Consider the following 21,917-nt stretch of genomic DNA (forward strand, 5'->3'; position numbering starts at 1 on the left):
TCCCCTTATATATATATAGGAAAAGCGTAAGTTGTTTCCTTGAAACAGGCATATGGAATAATAACCTACGCTGAACTCCCTAACTTTGGCAAGTCCTATTTTGACTATTTAATAGAGCCTAGCATTACTCCCGAAACAAAATATTTCTGTACAAATGGATATACCGTTAATATTGGCAATATCGTTAAGACCATTGTTACGGATTTAATATTAGCGGAAATTTGAGTTAAATTATCAGCGGAAGTAGCACCTGCTGACATTCCACCTGTTGTTCCCGCAATCATATTCCGCAAATAAATCGTTACTGGAAATAATTCTTTTTTATCCATATAAATAAAAGCGCTGAACCAAGAGTTCCAATAAGCTACTGCGTAAAATAACACCATAGTGGCGATTACTGCTTTACTCAGGGGCAATACTATTTTTAGTAAAATACCATATGTGCTTAAACCATCAATAGAAGCTGCCTCTTCTAATTCTTCTGGCATATTTTCAAAAAAGGATTTCATGATCAGCATATTATAAATACTAATTGCACCCGGAATGACAATAGCCCACATTGTATTGGCAAAGCCTAATGAGTTGATTAAAACATAATTGGGAATTAAGCCGCCATTAAAGAACATCGTAAATACGGCAAATACAGTTAAAAACCTGCGTCCTACTAATCTTCTTTTAGAAAGCGCATATGCAAACATTGTTGTTAAAAACATGGAAATTATTGTGCCTACCACTGTGTATACAACCGTATTTTTATAATTAATCCAAAACATGGTGTCAGAAAGAACCTTCTCATATGTGTCTACATTGAATCCTTTTGGTATTAAATTTACCTGTCCAGAATTAATATAAGACTCACTACTAAAGGATTGTGCAACTACATTTATAAATGGATATAAAGTACAAAATATAATAATTAAGAGAATACAAACATTAAAGACTTTAAAAACTTTGTACTGTTTCGATTCTTTCATTAAATCTCCCTCCCTACCATAAACTTCTTTCTGTTAGTTTTCTTGATATGCTGTTCGCCGTTAATACAAGCACTAAGCCAATAATAGATTCAAATAATCCAATAGCTGCTGCATAGCTAAAATTATTGGATTCTAAACCAACACGATATAAATAAGTTGAAATAACATCAGAAGTTTCATAGGTTAATGGGTTATAAATTAATAAGATTTTTTCAAAGCCAATTGCAAGAAAGCTGCCAATATTCAAAATCAATAGGGTAACAATAGTTGGCAATATCCCTGGTATCGTAATATGAAGGGTTTGTTTCCATCTGTTCGCACCGTCAATTTTTGCTGCTTCATATAAGGAATCGTCAATCGTTGTTAATGCCGCTAAGTATAGAATGGCCCCCCATCCCATCCCTTGCCAGACTTCAGAGGTAACATAAATTGTCCGGAACCATTCTGGACTTTGGATAAAGCTTATTTTTTCTCCGGTGAAAAATTCGACTATTCCATTAATGGAACCGTTTAGAGCTGTTAATTGCAAGATCATTCCAGCAATAATAACAATAGATAAGAAATGCGGTAGATAGGAAGCTGTTTGTACAAACTTCTTAAACTTTTTGGATTTAACTTCATTCAAAAGAAGAGCGAATATAATGGGCATAGGAAAACAAAATAACAAGGTAATTCCGCCCAAAATTAATGTGTTTTTAAATACATTCCAAAAAACTGGGTCGTTAATAAACATATTAAAGTAATAAAACCCAACCCATTGTTCACCATAAATTTTTCCACCTGGCATATATCTTCTAAAAGCAATAACATTTCCTAACATTGGACCATATTTAAAAATAATTAAATAAATAAGCGGTAAGACTAATAATGAATAGAGCTGCCAATCCTTTCTAATTGCAGCTAATGTTGTTTTAAATTTGTTTCTTTTTGTCTTCATTGTTTTATTTATATGTGAATGCACAACCTCTGTTTCCATAAGTACCCCCCTCTGTTTTAATAATATCTATAGCCTTTTGCTAAATCTTTCTATAGCAGCTGACTATTATAAAGCTTCATCTTTTTAGAGGATGAAGCAAACACACATAAAAATTAAAGCGCTTACTTTATTTTGCATCAATACCCCTTATAAAATAGCTAATAGATGGTGCAAGCAATATTTATGATGATAATCTCGGTAATGGAGTGATCAGTGAAATGAGAAAATTTAACTTGTTGTATGAAGTAGATTTTTGTCAACTTGATTTTAGCCATACTAGTATGGCAGATTAACCAAAAAAATATTGTTATTTAAATAATCTGAAACAGTGGCTTTTCTTTTATGTAATGTACAGGAATATGCGGAAAATTATTTGCTATTAGATTGGTTAAGTATTCCATGCCAGGTTCTTCACTAACTGCATGCCAATTAGGATAAATGCTTTTTTCTTTCCTTGTTGGACGGCATCTCTGACATACTCAGGAGACTCCCATTCTGGTCCTTCTCCTGCAATAATCAGGTCTAAATTTTGATTTTGAAATAAAGGGATCACTACTTCGCCTCCTCCGCGATAACCTGCTAACAAGCCAATTCTTTGGCATTCCATGGATAACTCCCCCACAACTCTTACAAACGGGGCATCAAGCTTATCTTTCACGTATTTTGCAATATCAGCGACAGTTTTCTTTGGTGTGACAATAGTGGTTGCGATGGACAGATGCTCTTCGACATGATTCTCCCATTCCAGTTTTTGAATTAATCCCGCCATAACGCCATCTGGATTGTAACGATGATAATAATCATGAAAGCGAAAAATATGGATAGCAGTATCTTCTATTAATTGGAGCTTAGTCATGTATACTGAATCTTTCTCATATAATTTTTTCCAATTCTCATGGCTGTAAAATGGTCCTTCATGGCTTATAATCATATTTGCTCCAATAGATATCGCTTTCTCCAATACTTGCTGCGTCAACATGAATGCGGTTACAATTCCTTTCACATTAGAATCTGCTGAACCTTTTATTAATACATCTGTTGTGGATTCAACCATTTTTGCGGGCTCCAATAACTTATCTATTACTTCTTGAATAGTTGTCATTCTATCTCTCCCATCAAGTTAATCCAATTATACCACGCTCAAGTTTGTTTATTCAATATACAAACTATATTTTTTTTACAACTTTTACTATATTTTATAATCAATAAGTCATTGACTTCCTCTTATTCTGTGATCGCTTTATTCATATTCTGTTTTTGCAACCGCTGAAAAAGCAGAATACTACTCGACATTAGTATACATGCTGCGGAAATTCCACTAAAAAAAGGGAGAAGTCCAGGTATATATAATAATAGAAAAATATCTGCTGCTAACCCAAGTATAATCAATAATGTAATATGGATATTTAGAATTCCTAGAAAAAAGGAGTATTTAAAGTAATCGATGAATCTTAACTGATAATGTACATAGACAGGAAAGAAGAATAAAAGAGTGATAGCATATATGCATGTAATAAGTAGTAAAATACTTATGGAAACAATCCGAATAAATCCCCCTAAATTTAAGATTAGATAGTAATCTACATACAAGATTATACCAGCCACTATAAATACGAATCCAAAAGTATTACTTTTGATAAATTCGCTTTTATAGACAGATAGATATGTTTTCCAAATAGGAACTTCCGTTTCTTTCCGAAACCATTTACGGACAATGGTAAAAAGTGCAACTGTTGCTGGCATAAAACCAAATAGGAAAAGACCACTTGCAGTGAACATAATCCATAACAAATTAACGGAAGCCAGCTTCATTATCCATTCACAGATGGTATATAATTTTCCCATTGGTTTTGTTGTCATACTATCCCCTCTTCTTTCTTTTTCCTTCTAAGCATTGTTTTCTTATTTGCGGATTAGAACCTTTTCTGCCGCTCGTCTAACCAAAGTATGTTTGTTACACCTCTTGGATGATATTTGCTTCCCGCAATTTCTCCTGAAATTATTTGATCGCTCCAACTCCAAATGGATGGTTCTGGATATGTGAGCCATTCCACATAGAGCCGTATATACTTTCTTGATAGGAAAAGCTTGATATGGTTCCTTTTTTAAGCACCAATTTAAATATTGTGTTTCGGAGAACGGCCAAATTCTAATTCTAATCCATCCCCTATACCTGGAAAACCTAATGTAAAGTTTGAGAATGCTCCAATCGGAGAATGGTGCGCATCAAAAAAATATTTTTGAAGTCGGATGAACCCCTCCCTTTATTATCCTTTTACAGACCCAGCTGCTAAACCTTCTACAATTTTATTACTTAATAAAATGAAAGCGATTAAAATAGGAATAATGCTAATCATTAAAGTTGCTCCAATTGCTCCCCAATCTGTTAAATATTGACCTACGAAGTTATTTACACCAACTGTTAATGTCTTCCATTGATCAGAGCTAATGAACGTATTAACAAATACAAATTCATTCCAATTATAAATCATATTTATAATAACAACTGTAGCCATAACAGGAGTCGTCATTGGCAATGTGATTTGAAAGAATATACGGTGAATCGAACAACCATCCATTACAGCTGCCTCTTCTAATTCTCTTGGCAGTGCCTGATAGAATCCTAATAAAATCATGATAGTTAGCGGCAAATTAAACGCTGTATAGGATAAAAGAATAGAAATAGGATTATCAATTAGCTCCAAGTTATTAAAAAAACTAAATAAAGGGATTAACGTAGAATGTAATGGAATCATAATGCCTACCATAAACAAACCAAGAACAAGTTTACTTAACTTCCAGTGCATTCTTGTAATCGCAAAGGTAACAAAACTTGCTAATATAACCGTCAAAACTACTGCTACAACTGTAATCCATACACTATTGAAGAAATATAAGCTGATATTTCCTTGGGTCCATACTTTTACATAGTTCCCCCATTGTGGGTCTTTCGGAAGAGCAAATGGAGATAAGCCGAAAACTTCTTGATTCGTTTTTAAGGAAAAGAAGAATAACCAAACGAGTGGGTATATTTGAAAAATGGCAATTACTCCAAGCACTAGATACAAAATACCGTATCCAATCTTACTTCCCAGAGATCCTTTCGTTTTAGGAGATGTGGATAATTCAGTTTTATTTTGTTTTTTCAGGATTACTTCACTCATGATTACCTCTCTTCTTAATACTGAGCATCTTCTTTTGATGCTGTTAATTTTTGTATAACCCATGTCATAACAAGACAAATGATTAATAACGCAAAGCCAATGGCACTACCGTAGCCAAAATCATATGTTTTGAATGCTTCTTTATACATATAAGAGGCCATCACTTCACTTGCTCCATTTGGTCCTCCACCAGTCATAACATAGATTAAATCAAAATATTTTAAAGATCCTACAATGGCTAAAACAATAGTTACTTTTATTACTGGTGCAATTAATGGAATTTTGATTTTATAAGCAATTTGTAATGGGGTTGCCCCATCAATTTTAGCTGCCTCAATAATTTCATCTGCTACTCCTTTTAAAGCTGCATAATAAATAATGATGTAAAATCCAGCATATTGCCAAACAATTGGAATGAAAATGGAGTATAGTACTAAATTGGGATCCGCAAGCCATAAGGGTGTATTTTCTACTCCAAACATGGTTAAAAGCTTGTTCAACATTCCATTTGTTGGATCAAAAATTTTCAACCATAGCTGTGCAATAGCTACAGACGATAATAACATCGGAATTAAATATATTTTGCGAAGAATTCCAGCCCCCTTAATCTTGCTTGCTAATATAAGTGAAATTACTAAATATGCAATAAGACTTACTGCAGAAAAAACAGCTAATAAAACGGAATGATACGTACTAGACCAGAACATTTTATCTTTCATAAGCTGTATATAATTATCTAAGCCAATAAAAGTCTTAGCCCCGATACCATCCCAATCCATTAAGCCATAATATCCTGTTAATACAATAGGAATATAGATTAAAACCAAAATGAGCAACAGTGCAGGGAGCACATAAAGAGTGATTACCCATTTGTTTGACATCACGTTTTTCATTTTCTGCTTTCCCTCCTTATTGATTGGGAGGAGCTTTGTTAAATGATATATAATTGTTCATGAGTTATTCATGTAACCAATATCATCGTTTAACAGAGCTTTCTCAAAAATCAATAATGTATCTTCCCAATTATCTAAAGTGATTATCTTTTAAATAGTGGAATCCACCTTTTTTTTCGATAGATTCCACCCATTCTTTATTATTCTTCTTCCGCTAAAGCTTGCTCTTGTTTGGCTGTAAATTCTTTTGGTGCTGCCTGACCGCCAAATAGTGATTGGATCATATCTAAGTGCACTTGTGCAACACTAGAGCTCATTTGAACATCTGCATATAATGTTAAATTAGAAGCATTTCCAAGGTCATTTAAAATATCGATATACATTTGATCTAGTTCAATATTGGAAGTGTCTACAACTGTCGCTGGAATTACACCTGCATCCTTAACAGAATTTTTGCCCCATTCTTCTACTAAATATGCGACAAATTTTTTCGCTTCGTCTTTTACCTTTGATTTTTCAGAAACAAATAGTCCAACCCCAGGGCCACCTACAAAACTGTTTATGTCTCCTTTTCCGCCTACATATGTTGGAAACTTAAAGTATCCTACTTTATCTTTAAATTCTTGCGTAACATCTGGGCTTGTTGTATAGTTTGGCAATTCCCAAGTCGCCATTAAATACATAGCTGCTTGTTCATTCATAAAGTACCCTTTTGCCTCATCATTTGAAAGACCATTAAACCCTTTGACAAATCCGCCCATATCTACTAATTTTTTTACTTCTTCGGCTGCTTGAACAAGCGCTGGGTCTTCAAAGCTTCCAGTACGATTAATTGCATTCGTTAACACTTCAGGCCCACCAATTCTATCTGCAAGATACATATACCACATAGAACCAGTCCAACGGTCTTTATTACCTAAAGTAATTGGTGTAACGCCGTTATCAGCTAACGTTTTAACAATATTTAAAAACTCATCATACGTTGCAGGAACTTCTAAATTATATTTCTCAAAGATTTCTTTATTGTAATAAACAGGTGTGATATTTAATTCAAGTGGAAGACCATATGTTTTCCCATCCATAGCAAATGCCTCTGTTGTACCTGCAACAAATTGGTCTTTAAAATTGCTATCAATTATATCATCTAACGGAGCAAACATTTCTCCTTTAACGAACGGCTGCATATATCCTGCTGCCCATGTCACCCCAATATCTGGTAGTTCATTTGAAGCTGATAATACTTTAATTTTATCTTTATATTGCTCGTTTCCAAGAATTTCTGTCTGAATTTTTACATCTGGGTGGTCTTTTTCATACTGTTTAATGATATCGTTTACAATAGTGTACTGTGCTTTTGAACTTCCCTCTGGCCAAAGATGCATGAATTTAATCACTGTTTTATCTCCATTTTTTGAAGCGTTTTCATTTTTGGAAGATGTCGATGAAGAACATCCTGCTAAAACTAAAACCAGCAATAAAGCAACAGATAGACATGCTGACAGTGCTTTTCTATGAAACATTTAAACTACCCCCTATACTTTCCTTTTTAATTATTCCTTCTAACAATCTAAAGTCTATCATTAATGATTTTTCTAAAAAAGGTAACAATGATTAGGAAAAGTTCTACTATTTTTAGAAAGCCCTTTCATTATTTTTCGTTATTTATTTTTCGGTAACCGCTCGGTGTTATTCCTTCTAATTCTTTAAATATTTTAATAAAATATTTGGCCGTTTTGTATCCTGACTCTTCTGCAATATCCGTAATGGAAAGTTTTGTGGAGATAAGTAGATTTTTCGCATGCTGAATTCTTCTTCTGGTGATATATTCACTAAACGTTAACCGAATCTCTTCCTTAAACAGCACACTAAAATAACTTGGATTCAAATACACATGGGCAGCTACGTCACGTTGTGTCAATTCCTCATTTAAGTGATTATCAATATATTGCAAGGCTTTCTGGATTGGCTCTCTTACTGATTCATTTGTTACTCTTGCATCAATCAGCTTATTATCAACTACTCTTGAGATAATATCATTTCTGTCTTTATCTCTATCAATCTTAAGAGCATCTTCGACGGCTTCTATTAATTTCTGTTTACTAATTGGCTTTAATAAATAATTAATAACGCCTAAGCGAAGAGCTTCTTGCGCATATTCAAATTCTGAATATGCTGAGATAACAATAACAACAGGCAGATGTTTTTGGCTTTTGATAGTTTTCAACATCGTTATTCCAGTTATTTTAGGCATGCGAATATCTGTTAGAAGAATATTTATTTTTTGTTTTTGCATTATATCAATGGCCGATTCTGCATTTTCCGAAATTAAAATTTGATATTGACCGCTAGACCAATTCTCTAGTGCTTTTTTGATTCCTTCTCTCGATCTCGGTTCATCATCAACAATCAATATTGTTTTTGCATGCATCTTACATACCCCCATCTTTTGGAATTTCAAAAGAAATGAATGTACCTTTATTCTCCATACTTTCTATCATTAATCCCTTTTGCTGTCTTTCCTGATAATAGAGCGTAAGCCTTTTATATACATTAGAAATAGCCATTCCCTTACCTGTGATTGAAGTAATTCCTTCCTTTTCCATCGATTCCTTAATCTGCTTTAATTTAGACTCGCTTATGCCAATTCCATCATCTCTAACTATTACCTTTATGTTATTATCTATCTCTCCTTGTTGCACAATAACGTCAACAGTACATTGTCCTACCTTATTCTCTGCTCCGTGCAGGACAGCATTTTCTACTAATGGTTGTATTAAAAATTTGGGGATTTTCACTTCTTCAAATACCTTTGGAAGCTGTATTTGCCAATTCAGTTGTTCTCCAAATCGCATTTTCATTATTTCCATATAGTCTTCAATATGGGCAATCTCCTCTTTTATGCGAACCCACTCATCCTCTGTAGATCGTGAAATGGTATAGCGAAATAAATTAGACATGGTAACAACGAGTTCGGCTAATTCTTCTTCGTCATTTTCCTCTAATGACCAATGGAGAGCATCTAATGTATTAAATAGAAAGTGAGGATTAATTTGTGCTTGCAAAGCTCTTAATTCACTACGGTTTCGAGTAATTTCTTTTTGATAAACCATGGTGATTAAATGGTTTGTTTCTTTTACGAGCTGATTGTATGTACTATTTAATTCATTTATTTCATTTACAGAGGGAATCTTTGGTGTCAGCGGCAAAGACCCTTCACTTGCAAATCTCATTGTGTTCGTTAAGCGGATAATCGGGCGAGTAATCATGTTAGAAAGAAAAAAAGAGCATACAAAGAAAATCATTAATCCAATTATGCCAGCAAGAAGAATGCTTGTGCGCACAACCGTTATGCCTTCCGTTAGCGTCTTATAGGGAGTTAAAATAAGGACAGTCCATCCTGTCATATACGAAGAATTTTTCGTAATCATGTAATCCCTTTCATTTATCTGCACCGTTTTTTTCTTAGTCTGTAAAATGAACTCACTTGATTGCTCATAATTAGTAATAATCGGTTTACTTAATTCATCTAAAAGAATAAAATACTGATCCGTTTTGTCTGTTAATGTTTGATTAGCAAACTGAAAATAATTAGCATAAATACTAAAGAGTAAATACCCTCCATTTGTAAAACTGCGATTAATTAAATTTACTCTTCTTATAGCAAGAAAATAATTGCTGTCATTTGGATCTTCTCCAATCCAAACTAGACTTCCCTTTGCTTGGTCCGCTTTTTCTACCCAATTAGCATGCAAATCGGTCATTATTTTTGCATCATCAAGTGGTAGTATTCGTTCCTGTTCCCTGGTAAATAATTGAAATGAAAAAATCCCATCAGAATTGGCTGTAATTGTATTAACAGTGCCCATTAATTCTTGTTTTTCATAGAAGGTCACTTTCTTTTGTTCGTATTCCTTTGTTAGCAGCTTTTGTACTTTATCATTCGTCGCCGCTAATTTCGAGGCCATATTTAATTGCTCATACAGTGTCTCAATTCTTCCACTTGCTTCCACTGCGACTTGCTGAATTTGTTTTTCTGCATTATTTTCTAATAAAGTAGATACTTGATTAAATATCAATATACTTACAAATAAAAGCACGACTATCATTACGGATAAAAATACAAATAAAATTTGATTTCGGAGTGTATTCCATTTCCTTAATAAGCTGAACATAGATTTTTATCGCCTTTCGCCCCATTTGCAACTTATTATACCAAAAATCCTTTTTACTTTGTTTATTCATTATACAAATAAACATAATAATTATTCTGCTATCTAAAATTTTTATCTTTTATTTAACCAAAAAAAGAGCCTGACTATTTACTATTGTAAAAAATTCAGCCTCTTCTTTTATTCTTATTTATATGAATGGATAATGGTAACTCGATTTCTCTTTTGCAGCTTTCTTTGTATATTTCTTATAAATAAATTCTTTCCAATTCTTCTCGTTGGCGGAAATAGAATAAGGACACCTGCAATATCTGTTAAAAATCCTGGAAACAGCAATAAAAGCCCGCCAATAAGAATACAAAAGCTATCTAATATCGCATCTCCTGGCATGATTCCCTGATTTATTTGCATTTGTACATTACGTATCGCCTTTAAACCTTGTTTCTTCAGTAAAATACCGCCTAGAATTCCAGTGCCTATTGCAATAATTAAGGTTTCTGGTATACCAATTATGTTTCCGGCTATCAGAAAAACCACAAGTTCAATTAGTGGTAATAGCAGCAAGCTGATCATAAAATTTCTCAAATTGTCACCATCCTCCTTTTCATTTCCTTTTTTTATTATACCTTTTTTTTATCTGGTCTGATAGTAAGCTGCCTTCCTTTTCCCTGTTAAATAATGTAATAACGCGTTGCTGCTTATAGTCGATACCTTGGATATTTAAGAACTGAAAAAGAAGAGTAGCCATTGCCTAAAGATTATTAGGTATGGCTACTCTTCCAATTTTTATGCTTTACAGATTAAAGTACGCTCGCATGTCCGCTATATACGTAGCCGCTACGAGAATCAACTGTAATATCTAAGCCATCTTTTAAGATGCTAGTTGCGTTTTCTACTCCTACAATAACAGGAATTCCAATATTTAATCCTACAACCGCAGCATGACTTGTTAAGCCACCTTCTTCAACGATTAAGGCACTGCATTTTTCTAATGCTGGTACCATATCGCGATCTGTAGCATTTGTTACAAGAATAGAACCGAAATTAACTTTATCTAGTGCTTCTTTTGCACTAGTAGCAATTACTGCTTTACCAAAGGCTGTTTTGCGGCCAATTCCTTGTCCTTTAGCAAGTACATCGCCAATTACATGGATTTTCATGATGTTTGTTGTACCTGCTTCTCCCACAGGAAGCCCAGCAGTAATCACAACTAAATCACCATGTGTAACAATTGAGCTGTTAACACCTTCTTGAACTGCTACATCTAGCATTTCATCTGTTGATTCTGATTTTTGGCTAAGACGTGGATATACTCCCCAAACTAGCGCTAATTGTCTTTGAATTTTTGCATCATATGTTACTGCAATAATTGGAGCTTCTGGACGATATTTAGAAATCATTCTTGCAGTATGACCACTGCCAGTTGGTGTGATTACTGCTTTTACTTCTAAATTTAACGCTGTATGAGCAACAGATTGTCCGATAGAGTCTGTAATCGAATGCTCTGAATCTTTGCTGCGTTTTGAGAGGATTTCTTTATAGTTTAATGCCTCTTCTGCTCTTGCTGCAATATTATTCATTGTTTGTACTGCTTCCACAGGATATAATCCTGCAGCTGTTTCTCCAGAAAGCATAATAGCATCTGTTCCATCAAAAATTGCGTTTGCTACATCACTTGCTTCTGCACGAGTTGGACGTGGATTACGCTGCATAGAATCAAGCATTTGCGTTGCTGTAATAACAGGTTTCCCTAATGTATTACATTTTTTAATTAGCATTTTTTGAACTAATGGTACTTCTTCAGCAGGAATTTCTACCCCTAAATCTCCACGAGCAACCATTAGCCCATCAGAAACCTCAAGGATTTCATCAATATTATCCACACCTTCTTGGTTTTCGATTTTAGGTATGATATGGATATGAGAAGCATTATTATCTTCTAATAATTGCTTAATTTCTAGAACATCAGATGCACGACGAACGAAAGATGCTGCAATGAAGTCAATTCCTTGTTCAATACCAAAAAGGATGTCATTTGCATCTTTTTCCGTGATACCAGGAAGATTTACAGCAACACCAGGTACGTTTACACCTTTTTTATTCTTCAAAGTCCCTGAATTTAATATTTTTGTATGTATTTCTCCAGCAGCTTTGTCTATTTTCGTTACTTCAAGGCCGATTAAACCATCATCTAATAGAATTTTGCTACCTGGCTCCACATCATCAATTAAACCTTCGTAAGTAACAGAGAATTTCTCTGTAGTACCTTCAACTTCTGTCATAGATACGATAATATCATTACCAGCAACTAGTTCAATAGCGCCATCCTTCATGTTGTTTGTTCTAATTTCTGGACCTTTTGTATCTAAAAGAATCGCGATATTGTTACCAGTAATTTCAGCAGCTTCACGAATGTTTTTTATTCTTGCTCCATGCTCTTCAAAATCACCATGTGAAAAGTTAAGGCGTGAAACATTCATTCCAGCTTCCATTAATTGCGTTAATTTTTCTACGCTTTCACTTGCAGGACCAATAGTACATACAATCTTCGTTTTACGCATTAATAATAACCTCCGATAAATATTAGTAAAAAATAATAGCGAACTAAAACAGCATTTTAGGAATTTATGGATGATCTAATCATAAAATGCACTAGATAATCATAAATTCCTACTGATTTAAATGGATAATTCTTTTGATAAGTGATATAAATTATTATCAATCGTATGTTTACGTGCTAACGCTTCAATGATATCATAATCAACCAATTGATTTTTTTCGATACCAACAGCTCTTCCACCTTTGCCTTCTACTAAAAGCTCAACTGCATATGCACCTAGACGACTAGCTAACACACGGTCTTGGGCTGTAGGTGATCCACCACGCTGCATATGTCCTAACACAGACACACGAGTATCGAAATCTGTATTTTCTTCAATCAATTTACCGATTTCAACACCGCTGGCTACTCCTTCAGCTACGACAATAATACTATGCTTTTTACCACGCTCTTGACCTTTTTTCAATCTGCCTACAATTTCCTCCAAGTTAAAGCCTTCTTCTGGAATAAGAATTGTTTCAGCACCACCAGCTAAACCAGCCCATAATGCGATATCCCCAGCATTTCTTCCCATTACCTCAATGATGAATGTTCTCTCGTGAGATGTAGCTGTATCACGGATTTTATCAATCGCATCAATAACTGTGTTTAATGCAGTATCGAAACCGATTGTGAATTCTGTTCCTGGAATATCATTGTCAATTGTTCCTGGAACTCCAACACAAGGGTAACCTTGTTCTGTAAGCGCCTTCGCACCCATATAAGAACCATCTCCACCAATGACTACTAGTCCATCGATATTATGTTTCTTTAATTGCTCAATCCCTTTTTGTTGTCCTTCTTTTGTTTTAAATTCTTCACAACGTGCAGAGAAAAGGAAGGTTCCACCACGATGGATTATATCACCAACTGAACCAACTTCTAATTTTCTGAAGTTGCCACTAATTAGCCCAGCATAACCACCAACTACCCCATATACTTCCACACCATGGAATATCGCTTTACGAACTACGGCTCTAATAGCTGCGTTCATTCCTGGTGCGTCACCGCCACTTGTTAATACACCAATTCTTTTAACTGTCAATTTCCTCACCTCATAATTTCATTAACAAATAAATTATGTAGCATAACATACATATACTATTATATAACAAATTACTTGTCTGTAACATTTTTCACAAAATTTACATATATAATTTATGTAATGCTAACTTTTGTAAATTAATCAAGAAATTGGCTTTTCTCTATTAATTTATCTTACATTTATCCAATTATCCATTAAACAATTCTACCATATCATGAAGAATCGTGTATCTCAACTTAATATGAAAAAAAAATAAAAGACGGAATAATCAGCAAAATGCAAACGTTTTATCTATCACTATTTTGTAGCTATTTCCCCTTATCGCAAACTTTAAACCTATTAACTGGCATTCAGAAAAGAAAAATCATAAAAATAGTGTTAATAGTTTTAAAATAAAATAAACATTTTTTATTCTGCAAACTACATTTTTACCTTCTTACCGCATTTTCATACCAATAAAAAAAGAAGAAAAAACAAAAATACTTCCCAAATTGGATCGGACAAACGTTTTCCGCTATTTGATTATGTGTGTTTAGATTAGAACTCGTCCATAACGTTATAATTAAACGATGCACTGGGTGGGAAATTAAAACCTTTTGACGCATAAAAAATGAATAAAACCCCCCCAACAATCATACGAAATAGTTTTACTATCTCCGCATAATTATGGGGGGTTATCTTCGCTTGGAAATTTATTCTTAGTCTCGTTTAAAAACTCTTATCAATGATTTAAATAGACACCCATATTTTTAAACTTAGCATAGCGGTTATTCACAAGTTCTTCCTTTGTCATTCCTTTTAATTCTTTCAGAGATGCATATAATACTTCATCAATTTGTTCTGCTTGTTCTTTTATATTATGGTGTGCTCCACCTTTTACTTCCTTAATGATGGAATCAATAATGCTTAACTCTTTTAAGTCAGGTGCAGTAATCCTCATTTTTTCAGCTGCTTGTTTAGCCTGCCCAGCATCTTTCCATAAAATAGATGCGGCTCCTTCTGGTGTAATAACTGAGTATGTGGAGTTCTCTAGCATGTGAATATGGTTACCAACGCCAAGTGCTAAAGCACCACCACTACCACCTTCTCCAATTACAATACAGACTATTGGGACTTCCATCGATGCCATTTCAAATAAATTTTTGGCAATAGCTTCACTTTGTCCTCTTTCCTCTGCAGCTTTACCAGGGTATGCACCTTTTGTGTCAATAAAACAAATAATGGGACGATTGAACTTATCCGCTTGCTTCATTAGACGCAGGGCTTTTCGATATCCTTCTGGATGAGGCATTCCAAAATTTCTGCGAATATTTTCCTTTGTATCTTTTCCTCTTTGATGGCCGACAATCGTTACTGGTAACCCTTTGTATTTCGCAATTCCACCTACAATTGCCTCATCATCTCCAAAGCCTCTATCTCCATGTAATTCGATAAAATCAGTAAACAAATGGGGAATATAGTCAAGGGTCGTTGGTCTATTTGGATGTCTAGCAATTTGAACTCGATCCCAAGGCTTCATATTATCGTATACATCTTTTTCCAATTTTTTTAAGCGTATTTCTAATTTTTCAATCTCTGTACTTAAATCAACATTTGCATTTTCCGAGAAGTCTTTTAATTCTTGGATTTTATCTTTCAATTCATTAATTGGTTTATCAAAATCTAATCCTACCATTCTAATTCACCACCTGTTTGATGCATTTCAAGCACGAGGCTAAGCTTCTCTTTTAATTCTAATCTAGGTATTACCGCATCTAATTGACCATGCTTTAGTAAAAACTCTGCCGTTTGGAAGTCCTCCGGAAGCTCTTCTCCTATCGTTTGTTCAATAATACGACGTCCCGCAAAACCAATTAATGCACCTGGTTCAGCAAAATTATAATCTCCAAGTGAGGCAAAGCTTGCAGAAACGCCTCCTGTTGTTGGGTGGGTCATAATGGTAATATATAAACCGCCATTATCGCTAAATCGTTTTAATGCTACACTTGTTTTCGCCATTTGCATAAGACTTAGCACGCCTTCTTGCATTCTTGCTCCACCAGAAGCCGTAAAAATTATAAAGGGTACCGAAAGCTCATCAGCCTTTTCGACAGCGAGGGTAATTTTTTCTCCAACTACTGAACCCATACTTCCCATCCGGAAAGAAGAATCCATTACAGCTATTACTACTTTTCTGCCATTTATTTCGCCTGTTCCTGTAACAACAGCTTCATTCATATTCGTTTTTTTAATATCGCCGGCAATTTTATCTTCATAACCAGGAAACTGCAAAGGATTTCCGGTTCTCATTTCTGCATTTAGCTCAACAAAAGTTGCTTCATCCAAAATGCAATTCATTCTTTCATAAGCCTTCATAGGCAGATGATACCCACAGTTTAAACAAACCTTATGATTCTTCTGTAATTCACGTGTATACATTATTTTCTTACAATTAGAACATTTTGTCATAATCCCTTCTGGAACTTCATTCTTTGATAATTCTGAAGGTAATGTTGCATACTTAAGTTTTTTTGATTTCGAAAATATTCCCTTAATCAATATGGAAACCTCCCCATAAGTAACAATTTAGATTTGAATCGGATTCCTATCATTTCCAAGCACCAATAATCAGTTAAAATTATTGTAATTACTAAATACACTCCATAATTGCATTTGATTCTTTTTTTTTAATGAATCTAAAAGAAGGAGGTAATTCTCCCTCTTCCATTCTTTCGCAGGAATTGTTAGTGAATGATAATAGTCATTTAAAATAGTCCATAAACGATGGACCAAGAAATTATCAGCTATTTTAATGATTTGAAAGAAAAACTCACTTTCTGATATTTCTCGTTCATTTACCAACTGTGTTAAATGTGCCAATTCATCTTCTGTAATTTTTTCCATGGCAATATATAGAGCATTTAATTGAATATAGTTCTTTGTTTCCAAAACGTCTTGTTTTGCTTTATCATTCTGCAATATAAAAGTACTGATCAATTCTACTAATTTATGACCTTGAAAATCACGAAGAAAGGTTCCTTCCCCTTTTCTTGTTTCAATCAACCCAAGCAGCTCTAATGCTCTCAGAGCTTCCCTGATGGATGATCTGCCTGCATGCAGGGTTTCACTCAATACTCGTTCAGAGGGAAGCTTGTCCCCTGGTTTCAGGCCGTTTTGATCAATCATTTCTCGTAAATGATTCACGATATCCACATATAATTTGGATTCCTTTGAAGATGATTCATTCACCTTATGTCATCACTCACTTCTTTCTTGCCTTTTTTGGCAATGTTATAAGAAAATAAATAAAGTATAAGTACAAAATATCCAATCCAAAAATTTAGGCTAAGTGGTCTGACCAGTCAGCTTATTAAACAATATAACAACTTTTTAAAGTTGTAAAGTTTTATTCGGATAAGAAAACGCGATTAGCACCTAGTAAAGTAGATAATTCAACGATACATTCCTTACTTGGTGAAATTTTATATTCTTCGTTTAAAACGATGTTTTTTCCTGTTTCCTCATAATGAATAATAACTGGAGTAGTTCCCGGGAATTTTCTCATAACCGCCAGTAACTCTAATCTTTGGTTCATCATATGCTTCTCATTCATCACTTTAATAAACAACTTATGTTCCTTTTTAGAAAGTGACTGGACAATCGTCCTCATCGATTCAACTAATTGAATAACAAATTGTTTACTGCCGTTTCTTTCTTCACATTTCCCTTCTAAATATACGATTTCACCCGAGTTAAGCAGACTTTGATATTTCTTAAAAATAGTTGGAAATATAACCCCTTGCATTTCTCCGCTCTGATCACTCAGCTGGATAAATGCCATCGGCTCCCCTTTTTTAGTGCGAATGATATTTATTTCTGTTATATAGACAATGCTTTTATGTTTTTTTCCTACTTCCATTCCATTAATAGCAATGGTTTGCAAAGTTGCTTGATACGGTTTATAGATAGACACAGGATGGTCTGATAAGTAAAATCCTAAGGCATCTTTTTCTAAAGCTAATTTATCTTCCACTCTGAGTGGTTCTACTTCTACATATTTCGGTTTAAAAAAGAAATCATCCTCACTAAATAAATCATTTTGCTCTTCATCCTCTGGATGAACTAATTGGGCGTGCTGTATGGCTACATCAATAGATGCCAGCAAAATAGCACGATCTACTCCGAATTCATCGAAGCTTCCGGAATAAATAAGCATTTCCAAGACTCTTCTGTTAACCGTCTTCGGGGAAACTCGTATACAAAAATCAAACAAATCTTCAAATTTTTTCTGACTTCTCGCCTTTAATATTTCTCTTAATACATTTCCGCCAATACCTTTTATGCCTGCTAAGCTATAACGGATTTTATTCTTTTCTACACGGAAAAAGTAATTACTTTGATTAATAGAAGGCGGAGTCAATTCAATATTCATCTGTTTTAACTCTTGAATATACTGAATTATTTTCCCTGTGTTTCCAAGGGAAGATGTTAATAGTGCCGCCATAAAATACAGGGGGTAGTTTGCTTTTAAATAGGCAAGCTGATAAGCAATCATACTATATGCTACTGCATGACTTCTATTAAAACCATAGTTGGCAAAACGCACAATTAACTCATATATTTCATTCGCTGTTTTTTCATGATATCCTTTTCTTTCTGCTCCTTTTACAAAATGAATTCTTTCTTTTTCCAGAATTTTCTTTTGTTTCTTACTCACAGCTCGTCTCAACAAATCCGCCTCTCCTAGTGAGAACCCAGCCATTTTAGAAGCGATTTGCATAATTTGCTCTTGATAAACAATCACTCCATAGGTGCTCTTTAGTATCTCTTCTAAATCAGGATGATAATAGTTTATCGATTCTTTGCCATGTTTTCTATTGATGTAATGCGGTATATTCTCCATAGGTCCAGGACGGTAAAGCGCATTAACAGCTACAATATCTTCAAAATTAGTTGGCTGTAACCTCTTTAATACATTGCGCATTCCTTCTGATTCTAATTGAAAGATCCCTGTTGTATCTCCTCTACTTAATAGCTTGAAAACATTTGGGTCATCAATTGGTATTTTTCTTATATCTATTCTTTTCTTTGTTGCTTTATAAAGCATATCAAGAATAGCTTCAATAAAAGAAAGATTTCTTAAACCAAGAAAATCCATTTTCAATAAGCCAAGTTCCTCTAAATATTCCATGCTATACTGTGTTAAATAAATATCGTCATGACCACCTTGAATCGGAATAATATCAACAAGGGGCTGTTGACTAAGAACCACGCCGGCAGCATGGGTTGATGTATGCCTTGGAAGCCCTTCGATTTTACATGCAGTATCAAATAGTTTTTGATTTCGAGGAGATGATTCAACAAATTGCTGCAAACGGATGGATTCTTGATAGCTTTGTTTGAGATTAACACCTAGTTTAGATGGGATCATTCTTGACAGTTCATCCAACTCTTTAACAGATAAGCCAAAGGCTCGCCCAACATCACGCAAAGCTGCTTTAGCAGCAAGCGTACCAAAGGTAATAATTTGCGCAACATGCAGCTCTCCATATTTATTTTTCACATATGAAATAACTTTATCCCGCTTATTATCAGGAAAATCAATATCGATATCTGGCATGGAAATTCTCTCTGGATTTAAAAATCTTTCAAAAAGCAATTGATATTTAATAGGATCTATATCTGTAATATGTAAAACATAGGCAACGATTGATCCCGCAGCTGACCCCCTTCCAGGACCTGTTAGAATTCCGTTCTCTCGCGCAAACTTCATAAAATCCCAAACAATTAAGAAATAGTCACTATAATTCATTCTCCCAATGATGTCCAATTCATATTCCAACCGTGCTGTGTGTTCTGGAGAAGGATGAGAATATCTGTCATTTAAACCAGCCATACATAATTCTCTTAAATAACTAAGAGCATTTTTTCCTGCAGGTACAGTATATTTAGGTAAGGTAGCAAGTATGCCATTCATTTCAATCTGACAAGACTCTCCTACCTTCCATGTGTTTTCCAGAATATCTGGTTGATCATTGAATAATGTGATCATTTCTTCTTTGTTTTTTAGATAATGCTGATTAGAACTCCATTCATCTTGCTCTATATCGGAAAGCTTCTCCCCATTTTTGATTGCCTTTAAGCATTCATAAGCAAAATGGTCCTCCTCCTCCAGGTAAAATACATTATTTGTTGCTACCAGCTTGACTTTTTCTTCAGAAGCTAATCTGAGTAACTTTTCATTTAGTGCATCTTCCACCGCAATGCCGTGTCTTTGAATAGATAAAAAGCATTGACCAGGTTCAAAAATGGACTTCCATAGCATTAATGTATTTCTTGCTGATTCCGTATCATCCCTCAGTAAATTTTGTTCAATCTCCCCTTCAAATCCAGGTGAGATTGCAACGAGACCTTTAGCATAATGCTTTAACCATTTCACAGGAATTCCCTGTGGATTTTTTGTTTGAACAGCACTCGTAATTTTCAATAAATTTTTAAATCCTAGACTAGTTCTAGCTAATAAGACCAATGGATAAACATTATCTTCTTCCCATTCACTTATTACATCTACTGTTAGTCCGATAATCGGTTTTATCCCTTGCTTTAATGATTCTTTATAAAAAGAAGCTGCACCATACATCACATTGCGATCTGTTAAAGCAATAGAACGATAGCCATGCTTTTTAGCATTTGTAACTAACTCTTTTATCGAAAGCGTGCTAGATAAAAGGCTATATGCACTAGATACTTGAAGATGTATAAAAGACATAAATTAATTCACCACTTTTCTTAAAAAATTTTTTTCCTTATAACAAAAAAATATATAAAAATGCTAGAGAAGATGTCATTTTTGCTTTATTTACAAACCTTTTTACCACTTTAAAGGCTATTCCCTTAAAAAAGCAATCATTGTTATTCTATCTTATTAGTTTGCCTCAAAATAAAAGACTTTTTCCTTTCATTATAGATGTTCACAGCAAAAAAAGAAAATATGTTCTCTTTATTAAGGAATGACGTGAAACTTCAACACTTGTATAATCGACCTTTAAATTCATTCATAAATGCAATAGATTGTCCATAATAATAAGAAGAAGAATAGAAGATTACAAGATATGAGAAAAATATACAACCGTGAGAATAAATATTTTGCTCTATGGAGAAGACTTCATTCTATTTGATTTATTGCCTGCTTAGAAACAAAAACTAATAAAAGTTAGAGAGGTAAACGTATGAATCAACAACCATTCTTCCCTACCTTCATCGAAAGCTACTTTATTGCCTTAGGGGTTATTTTAGGAGGCGCACTTTTAGGTGGACTTGCTGCATTTCTAACCGGAAAACCACTCCTTACTGAAATCATACGCATTTCTGGAATCATCAAAATTTGGGCGATTGTTACAGCGATTGGCGGGACCTTTGATGCTATTGATACGATTGAAAAAGGAATCTATGATGCTGGCACAAAAGACCTATTCAAACAAATCTTATTAATCGTTTCTGCTTTCGGAGGAGCTCATACAGGCATTACAATTATTAAGTGGATTACACAGGAGTATATATAAATGAGAATTCCACCATATTATAAAAATCAGGCTGTACAACGTTTTTTTGCCGGAATGGTTATCGGTGGAGTAATCAGTTGGTGTATTTTTGTCTTTATTTTCGGTGTATGGCAGGAACGATATAGCTCGGAAATTAAAACACAAAAAGCAACTATTGAGGATTTAGAAAGAGAGAAAAAAATATGGCAAGAGGAATTTGCTGCACAAAATAAAACGACCGAAGAAAAGCTGACAGTGGAGGATATCGTTGTAAAGATAAACAATACAGATAAAGAAAAATATGATATTAAACCCTTTAATGCCTTAGAAATGGAAGATGCCATTAAAGAAGATTTATCGACCATTATTGCAAAAGACCTCGATATGGTCTATAAAAGTCGCGCACTGTTAAAAAAGTCGATTGAAAACAAAGTAGTTGTTTCCGATAAAAAGCGTTATAAATTTAAAGTAACAGAGTTGATTATTTATACAACGGTTCATGTCGAATTAAGAGTCACCTTTGGCGATTAAAAAGAGGTGCAATCCATTATAACGTAACGGATTGCACCCTTTTTCT

Annotated in this window: 18 protein-coding genes; 2 read left to right on the forward strand and 16 right to left on the reverse strand. The window is 34.3% G+C overall.

Annotated features, from left to right (window positions below; translation table 11 throughout):
* Window positions 1-104: 104 nt before the first annotated feature.
* The 16 genes from NSQ89_RS15335 to dnaE all read right to left on the reverse strand — a co-directional run bounded on the left by NSQ89_RS15335 (window position 105) and on the right by dnaE (window position 20,568).
* On the reverse strand, window positions 105-974 hold the full coding sequence (locus NSQ89_RS15335) for a carbohydrate ABC transporter permease (RefSeq protein WP_047941871.1): 870 nt from the start codon (window positions 972-974) through the stop codon (window positions 105-107).
* A 13-nt stretch (window positions 975-987) separates the two neighbouring features.
* Window positions 988-1,950, reverse strand: a complete 963-nt coding sequence (locus tag NSQ89_RS15340) for an ABC transporter permease (protein ID WP_445668962.1) — start codon at window positions 1,948-1,950, stop codon at window positions 988-990.
* 388 nt (window positions 1,951-2,338) lie between these two features.
* Window positions 2,339-3,052 (reverse strand): Nif3-like dinuclear metal center hexameric protein, encoded by a 714-nt coding sequence (locus tag NSQ89_RS15345; RefSeq protein ID WP_336045180.1) that lies wholly within the window; start codon window positions 3,050-3,052, stop codon window positions 2,339-2,341.
* Between the two features lie 122 nt (window positions 3,053-3,174).
* Window positions 3,175-3,810: a YesL family protein gene (locus NSQ89_RS15350; protein WP_047941867.1), complete on the reverse strand. Its 636-nt coding sequence runs from the start codon at window positions 3,808-3,810 to the stop codon at window positions 3,175-3,177.
* Between the two features lie 407 nt (window positions 3,811-4,217).
* Window positions 4,218-5,114 (reverse strand): carbohydrate ABC transporter permease, encoded by an 897-nt coding sequence (locus NSQ89_RS15355; RefSeq protein ID WP_047941866.1) that lies wholly within the window; start codon window positions 5,112-5,114, stop codon window positions 4,218-4,220.
* Window positions 5,115-5,128: 14 nt separating this feature from the next.
* Entirely contained in the window at window positions 5,129-6,007 is an 879-nt protein-coding gene (locus NSQ89_RS15360) for a carbohydrate ABC transporter permease (RefSeq protein WP_095258042.1), read from the reverse strand.
* Between the two features lie 200 nt (window positions 6,008-6,207).
* Complete coding sequence (locus tag NSQ89_RS15365) at window positions 6,208-7,527, reverse strand: extracellular solute-binding protein (protein WP_047941864.1); 1,320 nt, start codon at window positions 7,525-7,527, stop codon at window positions 6,208-6,210.
* 128 nt (window positions 7,528-7,655) lie between these two features.
* Entirely contained in the window at window positions 7,656-8,435 is a 780-nt protein-coding gene (locus NSQ89_RS15370; protein ID WP_047941863.1) for a response regulator transcription factor, read from the reverse strand.
* A gap of 1 nt (window position 8,436) precedes the next feature.
* Entirely contained in the window at window positions 8,437-10,179 is a 1,743-nt protein-coding gene (locus NSQ89_RS15375) for a sensor histidine kinase (RefSeq protein WP_047941862.1), read from the reverse strand.
* Between the two features lie 183 nt (window positions 10,180-10,362).
* Window positions 10,363-10,761: an FxsA family protein gene (locus tag NSQ89_RS15380; protein WP_047941861.1), complete on the reverse strand. Its 399-nt coding sequence runs from the start codon at window positions 10,759-10,761 to the stop codon at window positions 10,363-10,365.
* Window positions 10,762-10,976: 215 nt separating this feature from the next.
* Window positions 10,977-12,737, reverse strand: coding sequence for a pyruvate kinase (pyk, locus tag NSQ89_RS15385; RefSeq protein ID WP_047941860.1), 1,761 nt, complete (start codon window positions 12,735-12,737; stop codon window positions 10,977-10,979).
* Between the two features lie 117 nt (window positions 12,738-12,854).
* Window positions 12,855-13,820 carry a 6-phosphofructokinase gene (gene pfkA / locus NSQ89_RS15390; RefSeq protein WP_217275753.1) on the reverse strand — a complete coding sequence of 322 codons (966 nt, stop codon included), beginning with the start codon at window positions 13,818-13,820 and terminating at the stop codon, window positions 12,855-12,857.
* A gap of 721 nt (window positions 13,821-14,541) precedes the next feature.
* Complete coding sequence (gene accA / locus NSQ89_RS15395) at window positions 14,542-15,495, reverse strand: acetyl-CoA carboxylase carboxyl transferase subunit alpha (RefSeq protein WP_047941859.1); 954 nt, start codon at window positions 15,493-15,495, stop codon at window positions 14,542-14,544.
* On the reverse strand, window positions 15,489-16,358 hold the full coding sequence (gene accD, locus NSQ89_RS15400; RefSeq protein ID WP_047941858.1) for an acetyl-CoA carboxylase, carboxyltransferase subunit beta: 870 nt from the start codon (window positions 16,356-16,358) through the stop codon (window positions 15,489-15,491). The genes accA and accD overlap by 7 nt, the downstream gene beginning before the upstream one ends.
* Before the next feature lie 69 nt (window positions 16,359-16,427).
* The gene (locus NSQ89_RS15405) at window positions 16,428-17,048 is read right to left on the reverse strand and encodes a FadR/GntR family transcriptional regulator (protein WP_341132885.1); all 621 of its coding nucleotides are present in this window, start codon (window positions 17,046-17,048) and stop codon (window positions 16,428-16,430) included.
* Window positions 17,049-17,205: 157 nt separating this feature from the next.
* Window positions 17,206-20,568 (reverse strand): DNA polymerase III subunit alpha, encoded by a 3,363-nt coding sequence (gene dnaE, locus NSQ89_RS15410; protein WP_341132886.1) that lies wholly within the window; start codon window positions 20,566-20,568, stop codon window positions 17,206-17,208.
* A gap of 460 nt (window positions 20,569-21,028) precedes the next feature.
* Here dnaE and NSQ89_RS15415 point away from each other — a divergent pair, with 460 nt between their 5' ends.
* Together NSQ89_RS15415 and ytrI are read left to right on the forward strand one after the other, a co-directional pair.
* Window positions 21,029-21,361 (forward strand): YtrH family sporulation protein, encoded by a 333-nt coding sequence (locus tag NSQ89_RS15415; RefSeq protein ID WP_016202788.1) that lies wholly within the window; start codon window positions 21,029-21,031, stop codon window positions 21,359-21,361.
* Window positions 21,362-21,871 (forward strand): sporulation membrane protein YtrI, encoded by a 510-nt coding sequence (gene ytrI, locus NSQ89_RS15420; RefSeq protein ID WP_047941855.1) that lies wholly within the window; start codon window positions 21,362-21,364, stop codon window positions 21,869-21,871.
* The last annotated feature ends 46 nt before the right edge of the window (window positions 21,872-21,917 follow it).

Source organism: Niallia sp. FSL R7-0648, assembly GCF_038007005.1.
Lineage (GTDB): Bacteria > Bacillota > Bacilli > Bacillales > Cytobacillaceae > Niallia > Niallia circulans.